Source organism: Acetobacter sp. KSO5 (assembly GCF_044094635.1).
GTDB classification, from domain to species: domain Bacteria; phylum Pseudomonadota; class Alphaproteobacteria; order Acetobacterales; family Acetobacteraceae; genus Acetobacter; species Acetobacter cerevisiae.
In genome coordinates this window covers 981,851-994,502 of sequence record NZ_CP172014.1, presented here as the reverse complement: position 1 = coordinate 994,502, position 12,652 = coordinate 981,851, and the positions used below count along the sequence as shown (strand labels likewise).

General features: G+C 58.6%; 9 protein-coding genes and 1 tRNA gene. 5 read left to right on the top strand and 5 right to left on the bottom strand.

Going from position 1 to position 12,652, the window contains the following annotated elements:
* Positions 1 to 2: 2 nt before the first annotated feature.
* On the bottom strand, positions 3 to 1,511 hold the full coding sequence (locus ACHQGU_RS04560; protein ID WP_306789695.1) for a hypothetical protein: 1,509 nt from the start codon (positions 1,509 to 1,511) through the stop codon (positions 3 to 5).
* A 774-nt stretch (positions 1,512 to 2,285) separates the two neighbouring features.
* On the opposite strand from ACHQGU_RS04560, the gene poxB reads away from it, so the two are divergent.
* Positions 2,286 to 4,019, top strand: a complete 1,734-nt coding sequence (gene poxB / locus ACHQGU_RS04555; protein ID WP_395496010.1) for a ubiquinone-dependent pyruvate dehydrogenase — start codon at positions 2,286 to 2,288, stop codon at positions 4,017 to 4,019.
* Between the two features lie 100 nt (positions 4,020 to 4,119).
* Here the strand turns inward: poxB and ACHQGU_RS04550 are convergent, their stop codons facing one another.
* The 4 genes from ACHQGU_RS04550 to ACHQGU_RS04535 all read right to left on the bottom strand — a co-directional run bounded on the left by ACHQGU_RS04550 (position 4,120) and on the right by ACHQGU_RS04535 (position 7,974).
* On the bottom strand, positions 4,120 to 4,902 hold the full coding sequence (locus tag ACHQGU_RS04550) for an alpha/beta fold hydrolase (RefSeq protein WP_395496009.1): 783 nt from the start codon (positions 4,900 to 4,902) through the stop codon (positions 4,120 to 4,122).
* Positions 4,903 to 5,046: 144 nt separating this feature from the next.
* Positions 5,047 to 5,120, bottom strand: a tRNA-Gly gene (locus ACHQGU_RS04545).
* 72 nt (positions 5,121 to 5,192) lie between these two features.
* Entirely contained in the window at positions 5,193 to 6,581 is a 1,389-nt protein-coding gene (gene radA, locus ACHQGU_RS04540; RefSeq protein WP_395496008.1) for a DNA repair protein RadA, read from the bottom strand.
* A gap of 67 nt (positions 6,582 to 6,648) precedes the next feature.
* On the bottom strand, positions 6,649 to 7,974 hold the full coding sequence (locus tag ACHQGU_RS04535; protein ID WP_395496007.1) for a UDP-glucose dehydrogenase family protein: 1,326 nt from the start codon (positions 7,972 to 7,974) through the stop codon (positions 6,649 to 6,651).
* Positions 7,975 to 8,170: 196 nt separating this feature from the next.
* Here ACHQGU_RS04535 and ACHQGU_RS04530 point away from each other — a divergent pair, with 196 nt between their 5' ends.
* The 4 genes from ACHQGU_RS04530 (at position 8,171) to ACHQGU_RS04515 (ending at position 12,615) form a co-directional block, all read left to right on the top strand.
* Positions 8,171 to 8,956 carry an ABC transporter permease gene (locus tag ACHQGU_RS04530; protein WP_062140583.1) on the top strand — a complete coding sequence of 262 codons (786 nt, stop codon included), beginning with the start codon at positions 8,171 to 8,173 and terminating at the stop codon, positions 8,954 to 8,956.
* Complete coding sequence (locus tag ACHQGU_RS04525) at positions 8,953 to 9,729, top strand: ABC transporter ATP-binding protein (protein ID WP_395496006.1); 777 nt, start codon at positions 8,953 to 8,955, stop codon at positions 9,727 to 9,729. The genes ACHQGU_RS04530 and ACHQGU_RS04525 overlap by 4 nt, the downstream gene beginning before the upstream one ends.
* 89 nt (positions 9,730 to 9,818) lie before the next feature.
* Entirely contained in the window at positions 9,819 to 10,064 is a 246-nt protein-coding gene (locus ACHQGU_RS04520) for a hypothetical protein (RefSeq protein ID WP_215754768.1), read from the top strand.
* 118 nt (positions 10,065 to 10,182) lie between these two features.
* Positions 10,183 to 12,615: a mechanosensitive ion channel domain-containing protein gene (locus ACHQGU_RS04515; RefSeq protein ID WP_395496005.1), complete on the top strand. Its 2,433-nt coding sequence runs from the start codon at positions 10,183 to 10,185 to the stop codon at positions 12,613 to 12,615.
* Positions 12,616 to 12,652: the final 37 nt, after the last annotated feature.

Below are 12,652 nucleotides of genomic sequence, written 5' to 3'. Positions count from 1 at the left end.
CGTTAGAAATGCTTGAAAAAATAGGCCTCGATAATTCCGGCATGGTGCCCAAGGTTCGGCAGAGCATAGTCCTGCGGCACACCGGCCCGCGCCAGCGCCTTCCCGGCGGGGCCGGAAAACGCAACACCCCCGGCTAGTGCGGCGGATGTCGTGGCGTTGAGCGTATATTCTGCGGAAAAATCCAGCTCGTCTGAGATATGCCGCCCGGTATGGGGCTTGAGCCCAGCACCTGTGGCATACAGCAAAGACAGATCATAATAATGCAGCCCAAGTTTCAGGCTGTCCTGCGGGTTCAGCAGATGCACCGGAGGGGTGGCGGTCAGGTCAATCTGCTGCACTTCCAGATTGGAGAGCGGGGCCAGATACATGCCCACAATTTCCCCCGGCCAGTACCCGCCATAGGTGTAGCGTTTACCGTCATACAGGAAGAAGGTGTCGTAACTCCGTTTGACGGAGCCTTCCGGGTTTCTGGCCCCGCTATAGCGCGTATAGCGATAGAACAGGGATGGCTGCCAGGGCAGCATGGAAAATCTGTAGCCGGGCTCAAGAAACATCCCGTAGGCATCAACAGATTTATAGCCGTTGCCTGCGTGGCTGTTCTGCTCGGATACAAAATCTCCATAGAACGTAAAGTTCTTTGAAATGCCCAGCTGTTTGATGGGGAATAGCGTACCGCCCCAGCTCAGGGAGGCCACGTTCATCCCTTCCCTGTCCGCACGCGCGGAATAATCATAGTGCGACGACGTATCGGCCTCGCGCACATGGAAATAGGTCAGCGTTACAAACGCCGCGCGGTCCGCATAGGTGTTTTCCCCATGCCCACCGGGGCGGTTCACAAACCAGCTGACGTCAAACCCGACAAACTTGGTTTTGGGGCGATCATACCCCTTGTCGATATCGTTATCGGAATTGCTTTCCAGCATGAAGACATCGGCACGCACCGGATTGCCTTCCAGCTTGATGACACCCGGGCCGGAAAAGGCAAAGCGCGGTGCATACCACCATGCGCCACGGTTGCCCGCACTGTAGGTGCCTTTGCCAATCAGGAAGCCATCATCAACAGCAAAGGCCTGCCTGCCGCCCAGAATTGTCAGTTTATTCGGGTTTCCGAAGAGCTTGACGGGCATTTCCACACCCAGATTGGCTTCTTCCAGATAAATGGAGCGCGGCGTGCCGGAGGTTTGAGAGACCTCTTCCGCATCGCCATTACCCAGAGTGGTCGCGCCGATCGCGGAAGCTTTGCCAATGACGGTAAAGCCATGCCCCAGCGCCCACTGGCCGGTCAGAATAGGTTTGCCGTAAAATTCGCCATAAACAGGGTTTTTATGCCGCTGATAGGCTCCGTTGTTTTGGGGTGCATAAGAGCCCGCGCCAAAATTGGCGTTGGGAACAAAAAAGGCTGAACCACCAATATCCAGACCGCCTTGCAGCGTCAGACCGTGCACAGAGACCAGCGTTGTATCTGCCTGTGCACTTTGGCTTTGCATCCCGAAAGCCATACACAGGCCCATACTCCCCAGAACAAGAGAATGAACTGTTTTGCGCATGGTACTTTAGCACACGCCGCGGCAACGGGCCGCCATACTCTGATTCATGCCGTAACACTCCTTCTTATCCCTCAAGGGCGCATCTCGTGCGTCTGCCCTTAAGGCCCTGACATCTGGGACCTCCTGATCCCTTTCTTCCTCCGCATAAAATTCCAGCCTCTGCCGGCAAAAACCCTGCGCACAGATACGCAAAGGCCGGACATCAGGCTCCGCCAGTCACGCCGCACAAACCTGCCAGCAGGCCGATGTGCAGAGCTCTGACAACGCTCTAAAATATTATAACAACTTCATAACAATATGAGGTTTGCACGATATTATATTATTTTCAAGCGTAACGTGCTTTTGCGATTATTACCGAACGGGCGGCCTATTAACATATTCCACATGGAAAAGACAAAGAATAAAAAGACATTTCTCTATACATATAGTTTTGAAAAGAGAATGAAGTTGTGATTTTCTCTTTGAATACTATACGAACCCGAAACAAAAAAAATTACCTGACTTCGATTTACATCCGAACGGGAATGCGGATTTCCGGGGCTTCTCAGACAACACAAAAGCGTGAGCCTTCGTGAGCAGCAGAGAACACAGGCACGCTCTCCCCGCCCCCTGCACGCTGTCACAAAATTGTGACAGCAGCCGCCTCCAACCTGCTTCCGGCTGATCCGTTCCCACTGTCATTACACGGAGCACACGGCGCCGCTCCTCTATCATCCAACCAAAAGGGACTGACGGCATATGGCCAAACCCAATGTTTCGGAAGTTATTGTCCAGACGCTTGAAACCGCTGGTGTGGACGCCATTTACGGCGTTGTGGGAGACAGCCTTAACGGCATTACGGATAGCCTGCTCAAACATAAAACAATCCGGTGGGTACATGTCCGGCACGAGGAAGTCGCCGCCTTTGCCGCCGCTGGCTCTGCCCATGTTACCGGCAAACTCGCGGTGTGTGCCGGGTCCTGCGGGCCGGGCAACCTGCACCTTATTAATGGACTCTATGACGCGCACCGCTCCCGCGTGCCGGTGCTGGCCATTGCGGCGCAAATTCCCAGCCCGGAACTGGGTTCGGGGTATTTTCAGGAAACCCGCCCGGAAGCCCTGTTCCGGGAATGCAGCCATTATTGCGAGACCATTTCCTCGCCCGAACAGGCCCCGCGTCTTGTTGAACTGGCCATTCGTGCTGCTGTGGGGCAACGCGGTGTGGCCGTTATCGTCATCCCCGGCGATGTTGCGCTCAAAACGGCGGTGACAACGGCTATTTCTGCAAAATCGGCTCTTCTACCCAAAGCGCCCCGCGTTATTCCAACAGAAGACGAGCTGAGCGCGCTGGCCTCCCTTTTGAAGAGCGGGAAGAAAGTCACCCTGCTGGCCGGGCGCGGCTGTGCAGGCGCCCATAAGCAGCTTTTGAAGCTGGCGGAAGCGCTTAAGGCTCCTATTGTCCACGCGCTGGGCGGCAAGGAGCATGTGGAATACGACAACCCTTACGATGTGGGCATGACGGGGCTGATCGGCTTTTCCTCCGGCTACCACACTCTGATGGCAGCGGATGTGGTGCTGATGCTGGGCACGGACTTCCCTTACCGGCAGTTCTATCCGGAAAATGCCAAAATTGCGCAGATTGATATCCGGCCGGAACAGCTTGGCCGCCGCTGCACGCTAACGCAGGGGCTGGTGGGCGATGTGGCCTCGACACTGGATGCCTTGCTACCGCTCCTGCCCGTACGTACGGACCGCAGCCATCTGGACCGCAGCCTGGAGCTTTATGCCAAAGCGCGGCAAGGGCTGGATGATCTGGCAACTGGCGGCAAAGGCCCCATTCATCCGCAATATCTCACACGGCTCATTGATCAGACCGCTGCCGATGATGCCATTTTTACCGCAGATGTCGGCACACCCACCGTCTGGGCGGCCCGCTACCTGACCATGAATGGGCGGCGGCAGCTGATTGGCTCCTTTGTCCACGGCTCCATGGCCAACGCTCTGCCACAGGCCATTGGCGCGCAGGTCGCACAGCCTGACCGGCAGGTGATCAGCCTTTCCGGCGATGGCGGCTTTACCATGCTGATGGGGGACCTGATTACGCTGACGCAGGAAAAACTGCCGGTTAAGCTGATTATCGTAAATAATGGCTCGCTCGGCTTTGTCACTATGGAGATGAAAGCCGCAGGCTATCTGGAAACCGGCGTGAACCTGCAAAACCCGGATTTTGCCGCCATGGCCCGTGCCATGGGCCTGCACGCTGTGCGTGTTGAAAATCCGGCGGACCTGCCCGCTGCCGTGGATGAAATTCTCAACCACCCCGGCCCCGCCGTGCTGGACGCTGTAACCAACACGCAGGAACTCGCCATGCCGCCCAAAATTGAAAAATCCCAGATTACCGGCTTTAGTCTCTACGCCCTGAAAGCCGTGATGAACGGGCGGGGTGACGAAATACTTGATGTTGCCAGAACCAATATTCCGTTCCTTCGGTAAGATGCCAAAACCGTTTTAAAGACCTTTTCTGAACGGCAGTGTTACGCAGACACTGCCGTTCTTTTTGCTCCAGAAACTTTACTGCGCAGCCCACTATTTTTCAGGCATGTTCGGATGACAGGCCGGCAAGAAAGTGTTTTACAGCCTCAACATATCCCGGAAAATCATCCTGATGCACAACATGCCCGCCGGGGAGGGTCTGCAACTGCGTCCTGAGGCGGCGCGTCACCATTTCCTCGCTCATCGCGGCCGCCAGAACCGGGCTCTGTGCCCCATGGAGCAGAAGTGCGGGGCAGGACGTTGCCAGCCAGTCCTGCCAATGGTCTCCATTCAGACTGTTCTGGGACTGCACCATCTCAGCAGGCTCAAACGCCAGTTTCCAGCCCTGCGCTGTTTCCCGCAAAGACGGAGCAAGATATGGCGCCATGTTTGGTCCGATACACGCCACAAGATCTTCTTTTGTTTTGAAAACACCTGACCACGGAAGACAAAAGCTGAGATCATCATTCACCACAGCGCCAATATCTTCAATAATCAACGCCTGAACCAGATCAGGATGGCGCGCCGCAAACTGATACGCATTCACCCCACCCAGAGAATGACCGAGCAGAATAACAGGCGTATTCCTATTAAGAGTCTGTAAAAGTGCCTCAATATCGCAAAGATAATCATCACGCGTGTAACTTGCCGCATGATCTGAAAAGCCATGTCCACGCTGATCCAGCGCAACCACCCGATAACCAGACTGCAAAACCTGCATAAGCGGCAGAAAGGTGGCCCCTTCCATCATGTGACCGTGCAGAGCCACCAGCAGCGGCTTTTCTCCCTCCGTGTCCAGATAGGAAAAGGTCAGATTACCTCTCTGAAAAATTTTTCTCTGCACGAATATTTTCCTTTACTGGAAGGCCCGGAAAACAACCTCCTGTGAAGCGTGAATACCACGCTGCAACGAGAGGGAGAAAGGGAACCCCACAAACGAAAACAGCTGCACATTGGCAGAGTATTCGTTTTGCTATTTTTGGGAAATTGGAGCGGATGAGGGGAATCGAACCCCCGTATGCAGCTTGGGAAGCTGCCGTTCTACCATTGAACTACATCCGCATACCGTGGCGCGGATTATAGCGAGATCAAACGGGCCTGACAATCCGTTCTCTCTCGCTTTTTTTCGTGCGGTTATTCCGCTTCCATATCCGCCGTGACCAGATCAGACAGATGCCCAATCTCGCGCAGGGTCAGGCCTTCCGGTGGTTTGGTCCGCGCACTCCCGCGGGCAATGCGGCGGGGCAGCACGGCTTTATCAAACCCCAGCTTGGCGGCTTCCTTCAGGCGGGCATCGGCCTGAGAGACCTGACGGACCTCGCCAGACAACCCGACTTCGCCAAAATAGACCTCGCCCGCGCTGGTCGGCATCCCGGTTGCGGCAGAAATCAGAGCAGCCGCCACGGCCAGATCCGCCGCAGGTTCGGCCACTTTCAGGCCACCGGCCACATTCAGATATACATCCATGCCAGAAAGCTTCACGCCGCAACGTGTTTCCAGCACGGCCAGCAGCATGGAGAGGCGGCTAGTGTCCCACCCCACCACGGCACGACGGGGCGCATTGTCCCCACTCTTGGGGGCCAGCAGCGCCTGCACTTCCAACAGAACAGGCCGCGTGCCTTCCAGCCCGGCAAACACGGCAGAGCCAGCAATATTGCCGCGCCGTTCAGCAAGGAACAGGGCTGAGGGGTTGGAGACTTCCTCCAGCCCCCGGTCCGTCATGGCAAACACGCCAATCTCATCCGTGGCCCCAAAGCGGTTTTTGGCGGCGCGTAAAATGCGGAACTGGTGGCCCCGGTCACCCTCAAAATACATGACGGCATCCACCATATGCTCCAGCACACGCGGACCAGCCAAAGCGCCTTCCTTGGTGACATGCCCGACCAGGATCAGGCTGAAGCCTTTGCGTTTGGCCAGACGGATCAGCTCAAACGCACAGGCCCGCACCTGAGAGACGGAGCCGGGGGCGCTTTCCACCGTTTCCAGCCACATGGTCTGAATGGAATCAATCACCACCACGCGCACATCCGGCTCGGCTTCCAGCGTGGCGACAATGTCGGCAACGTTGATGGAGGCCGCGAGGTCCAGCGTCGCCTGCCCCACCCCCAGACGCAACGCGCGCAGGCGGATCTGGTCTACCGCTTCTTCGCCCGAGATATAGAGAACGCGCTCGCCCTTAGTGGCCAGTTTGCAGGCAGCCTGAAGCAGCAGTGTGGATTTACCGATCCCCGGATCACCCCCCACCAACACGACCGAGGCCGGAACCAGCCCGCCGCCCAGGACGCGGTCCAGTTCCTCAATGCTTGTCCGAATACGGGGCGGAGGCGCAGCCATGCCCTCCAGCCCTTCCAGCTTAACGCGCCGGCCTTTACTGCTCGCACGGGGGGAAGACGCGGCCAGCGGTTCCACCGCAATTTCCTCCAGCGTATTCCATTCACCGCAGGCCTCGCACTGGCCCATCCATTTGGGATACACCGCCCCACAGGCCCGGCATGCAAACTGGCGGGCTGGTCGTTTAGCCAAGAGCGTTCTCCCCCATCATTCTATCGCTCATCTGGGGGCGAACACCCCGGTTCTCAAGAGCCGTGGCTTATGGACGCCCCACGGACTCATAAGTAAATCCGGCAGCACGCATGGCGGCGGGGTCAAAAATATTGCGCAGGTCCACAATGGTGCGGGTGCGCATCCTCTGGCTGAGTTCCACCGGGGAAAGCGCGCGGAAAATATTCCACTCTGTCAGCACCACCAGCACATCGGCCTGCTCCGCCGCATCCAGCGCATCGGCACAATAGGTCACGCTTTCCGGCAGCAGCGGTTTGGCTGCCGTCATGCCCACCGGGTCATACGCCCGAATGTCGGCCCCGGCTTCCGCCAGACGATGCAGAATCGGGATAGACGCGGATTCGCGCATATCATCGGTTTCCGGCTTGAAGGTCAGCCCCAGCACGGCCACCGTCTTGCCAGCAACGGACCCACCACAGGCCGCAATAATGCGCCCGGCCATACCGGCCTTACGCGCCTCGTTCACCTGCACGGTGGTTTCCACCAGACGGCAGGCACTGTGGGCTTCCTGCGCAATGCGGGAGAGGGCCAGTGTATCCTTGGGGAAACAGGAACCGCCATAACCGGGGCCGGGCTGCAGGAACTTGCGGCCAATCCGGTCGTCCAGCCCCATGCCACGGGCCAGATCATGCACGTCCGCGCCCAGCGTTTCGCACAGATCGGCCATTTCATTGATGAAAGAGATCTTCATCGCCAGGAAGGAATTGGACGCGTATTTGGTCAGTTCCGCCGTTTCCAGCCCCGTAAACAGCAGCGGCGCTTCAATCACAGAGAGCGGGCGATAAACCCGGCGTAGCACATCTTCGGCCCGGCTGGCCCGCTCGGGGCGCGTCTGGTCCAGCCCGATAATCACGCGGTCAGGCCGCATGAAGTCCCCAATGGCGCTCCCTTCGCGCAGGAATTCCGGGTTGGAGGCTACATCAAAATCCGCCTCCGGGCGGGCCTGGCGGATAATCTCGGCAATGCGGCGGCTGCTGCCCACCGGCACGGTGGATTTGGTGACAATCACGGCATAGCCGGTCAGGGCCTCGGCAATCTGGCGGGCGGCGGCGTGGACATACTGCATATCCGCAGCGCCATCGCCTTTGCGGGGCGGCGTACCCACGGCAATAAACACAGCCTCAGCCCCGGCTACGGCACTGGCAATATCATCGCCAAACGTCAGGCGGCCTGCCTGACTGTTGGACGCCACCAGCGCATCCAGCCCCGGCTCGTAGATAGGAATACGGCCTTCCCGCAAAGCGGAGAGACGCGCGGGGTTGGTTTCAACAATCGCGACATTAATGCCGAACTCGGCAAAACACGCGCCTGATACAAGCCCGACATACCCGCCGCCGATCATGGCTATGCGCATTCCCTGCCCTCCTGCCTTACTCATTATCCATAGGGTGGACTTTAAAACTGGCTGACACCAATGCCCTTAGCGGGCGGATGTCGCAATGCTTGATGTCGCATTTTTATAACCCGACCTTTGACGGCCCCCTGACTTCACGCTACGGCTTGACGCTTCTTATCATTCACCAAGAAACAGGACCGGACCGCCTGACCGGATGGATATGTTGCTCGATCTTGTGGCCAAACTGGGCCGTACTACCCTCGGCCTGATACGCGCGGCGGGTTCTCTGACCCTGTTTGCCCTCTCCGGCCTCTCTCATATCGTCAGGCCACCGTTCTACGGGCGCGTGTTCCTGTCCACGTTTCTGGAAACCGGGTTTTTCTCGCTGCCTGTGGTGGCCCTCACGGCCCTGTTCTCCGGCGGCGTGATTGCCCTGCAATCCTACACCGGCTTTGCGCAGTACCATGTGCAGAGCGCCATTGCCGGCATTGTGGTGCTGGCCGTAACACGTGAGCTGGGGCCGGTTCTGGCCGGGCTGATGGTCGCGGGCCGCGTGGGTGCCGCCATGGCGGCGGAAATTGGCACCATGCGGGTGACGGATCAGGTCGATGCGCTCACCACGCTCTCCACCAACCCCATGAAATATCTGGTTGCCCCGCGCCTGCTGGCGGGCATTATTGCCCTGCCGCTGCTGGTGCTGGTGGCGGACGTGCTGGGGGTGGCCGGGGGCTTTACCGTCTCCGTCGTCAAGCTCGGCTTTTCTCCCCATGCCTACATCACCGCCACGCTGAATTCCGTGAAGGTGATTGATGTGACCGTCGGGCTGGTCAAAGCCGCCCTGTTCGGCTTCCTGATTGCGCTGATGGGCTGCTATTACGGCTATAACAGCAAAGGCGGCGCGGAAGGCGTTGGGACCGCCACGACCTCCGCCGTGGTGGCCGCATCCATCCTGCTACTGGCCTTTGATTACCTCCTGACGGATCTGTTCTTCTCACAATGACCGGCACCCTCCCCAAAATCCGTATCCGGGACCTTCACAAGTCCTTCGGTTCCAAAAAGGTGCTGGATGGCATCAATCTGGATGTCATGCCCGGCACGTCCTTTGTGATTATCGGCGGTTCCGGCAGCGGGAAATCCGTGTTGCTGCGCTGTATTCTGGGGCTGATTACGCCCGATGCAGGCAGCATTGAGATTGATGGCGAGGATATGATCACCGCCTCCCCCCGCAGGCAGGACGCCCTGCGCGGCAAGATTGGCATGCTGTTCCAGAACGGCGCGCTGTTTGACAGTTTGCCGGTGTGGGAGAACGTGACCTTCGGCCTGCTGGCCCTTAAACGCCTGAACCGTAAGGAAGCCCGTGGCCATGCCGGGAGCATTCTTGCACAGGTGGGGCTGGACCCGACCGTTGGGGAACTCTACCCGTCCGAACTCTCCGGCGGCATGCAGAAGCGCGTCGGCCTGGCCCGCGCCATTGCGGCCCAGCCGGACATTCTGTTTTTTGACGAACCCACAACCGGGCTGGACCCCATTATGGGTGCTGTCATTGACGGGCTGATTGTGGACTGCGTGAAAAAGCTCGGCTCCACCGCCATTGCCATTACGCATGACATGGCCTCCGCCCAGCGCATCGGGGATGAGGCCGCCATGCTCTACAAGGGCCAGCTGATCTGGCAGGGGCCAGCAAGCTCGCTGATGAACAGCGGGAACGCCATGGTGGACCAGTTTACCCACGGGCGGCGAGAAGGCCCCATTACCATGGAACTCCGCCGCTAAACGGTGCGCTTTGGCGGACTTTTCCACTTGCTCCCCTCCCCGCCGGGTGAGATAGAAGCACAACCGGATTGAAACACAGGAACAAGACCATGAAACACGCGGTTCTGATGCTGGTATGTGCTTTTACGCTCTGCTCCTGCGGGATGTTCGGCAAGAGTGAGCCGCGCCACATGACGACGGCAGCAGAGTGGGAAAAATACGGCTACAAGGACCATCTGCAGGAAACGGCGCAAACCGGCAAATCCACCAAAGCAGACGACGCCGACCCGCTCCAGATGCATAAAAACGACAAAAGCAAAGACGGTAAAAAGAGCAAAAAGACGTCTTCTTCCTGATCTCAGCCTGACCGGGAGGCGCACCGCCTCCGCTCCTGAGAGCCTTCTCTTCGCAACCTCCGGGTTCTCTGGCACGTTGGACCTCCATGTTCCCTGTGCCGGAGTTTAGAGAAGCCTCATGACTCGCCAGCCGTTCCGCATTCTTTTTCCTGTTTTATGTCTGGTTCTGGCGGGGCTTTTCCACCCGATACTTTCAGGCCCGGCGGCACGGGCGGCACAGCCCGAAACCCCCGCCACGCAACCCGCCTCTCCGGCCCAAACGCCCGCCCCCCTGATTGCAGACATCACGCTTTTTGCGTCTGATGCGACGCTGAACGCGATGGGGGATGAGATCCGCGCGATCTACGTTGGCAGTCGAAAAGATTACTCCACCACCCAGAATACCAACGCCCTGAACATGCTGCTGCGCCGCGCAACGGCGGTTGCCACCAAGACGGATGCTCTGCTGACGCAGATCAAGCCGTATGAGAGCGTGTATCAGAGCTTTGTCGATATTCTGGGGAAACCGGAAGCCTCTGAACCCGCCTCCATTACCGAGCAGCGCAAAATGCTGACGGCCAGACAGCAGGACATTTCCGGCCGCATCACCCGCCTGCGGCTTTACCAGCTGGAAGCCCAGCAACTCATGCAGGAACTTCGCCAGCATGGCACGGCCATCCAGCAGGCCACCATGACGCAGCGTTTCCCAACACCGCTTGGGGTTAATTTCTGGTCTCAGCTTTCCAGCACCGCCAAACAGGATAGGGACCGTGCAGCCTCTCTGGTCTCCGAGATTGGTGTGGTGCTGAAAAATGCCTTTACCGGCCAGCATGCGCTGCTCACGCTGGGGGCGCTGGCGCTCTCCGGCCTGCTGCTGGCGCTGCATTTTTTCTGCCATACGCCCGTACGGATGCTCGTCTCCCGCTTTCTGCCGACAGGCCGCATTCGCCCCATTACAGCTGCCGTCATTTGTTCACTCATTGGCGTTGTCGCATGGGGTGGGGCGTTTCAGATCATCTGGAACGCCATCAGCTTTAATAATGATGCCGTCGCGGATGATCTCTCCGCTCTGGCCGATATGGTGGCGGCACAGGTTCCGCTGTGCGGGTTTGTGCTGGAACTGGGCATGAGTATCCTCTCCCGCAGGCCGGAATGGCGCGTGTTCCCCATGCCGGACACGTTGGCGCGCAACCTGCGCCTCTTCCCCTTCTGGTTTGCCTCCGCCCTGATTGTGCGGGGCGTCCTGCGTTATGTGGATACCCAGAGCGGGCTGGGGCTCCTGCCCATTCAACTGCTCGACGGTCTTTATACGCTCGCCGTCAGCCCGCTGCTGTTTGCCATCCCGCGTCAGCTGCGACTGTCGGCCCAGCAGGATAATCCTGAGACCAATTCTGCCGAGATCGCCCCGCTTTTAAGAACACTCGTCACCACCATTGCCATTGTCTGTTGGGGAGCCGTGCTGACGGGTTATATCCCGCTGGGCTACACCATCATCTCATGGGTCTCCGTCATGGCCATCACCATGACGGGCCTGCTGCTGGTGGCCCTGCTGGCTACGGCACTGGGTAGCAGCGTATTCCCCTCCAGAGCGCCGGTTGGTGCCCATCTGGTCAGGCTGGGCCTCCCTGCCCGGCTGGTGGATCAGGCGAGCGTGGTTATCCCCGGGCTGATCAGCGTTTTTCTGCTGGTTGTCGCCTTTTCTGTCGCCACGGCCGGTGCGGATTTTGATCCCTCTCAGGTTGGCCGCCGTATTCTGTCCATCTTCAAAGGGCAGGCCGCAACGGAAGGCAGCTTCAACCTCTCGCTGGATGCCGTGCTGCTCTGTGCTGGCCTGCCTATTCTGGGCCACTACGCCATCCGGATTGTCAGGAACTGGTTCCGCCTGCACTTCTTCCCCACCACGCGGCTGGATATTGGCGCGCAGGCCTCCATCCTGAATATTCTGACCTACAGCGCGTGGATCGTCATCGGGCTGTGCATGGCCTCCGCTCTCGGGGTCACGGTCAAGAGCATGACATGGGTTGTCAGTGCCCTGTCCGTTGGTATCGGTTTTGGCTTGCAGTCCATTGTGCAGAACTTTGTGTCCGGCATTATTCTTATGGCCGAACGCCCCGTCTCCATTGGGGATGTGGTCGATATTGCCGGGGCGCATGGTGAGGTCGCGCGCATCAGCGTGCGGTCCACCAATATCAAACTGGCTGATGGCTCCACGATGATTGTGCCAAACTCACAATTCATCACCTCCGCCGTGCGCAACGCCACGCGGGCGGAAAAGCCGGGCGTGTTCACCATTCCGCTACAGGTGCCGTTTACGTCTGATCTGCACAAAGCCATGAACGTGATGACCAGCACGCTGGCAGGCTGCGAAAATGTGGAAGACCAGCCTGTGCCAACCGCCAGCATCACCTCCGTGACGGACGGCTCCGCCGTTCTTACCGGCACCGCCCGCGCCCGTGTAGGGATGGACACTGCCACAGTGCGCAGTGAGGCCCTCTTCGCCTTGTGGCAGGCCTTTCAGGACAATCAGATACCCGTCACGGTGCCCAGCACCCTCATCCAACCAGCAAAGTAGAACAAAAAAGGCCGGGCTTCTCACCCGGCCTTTCCTT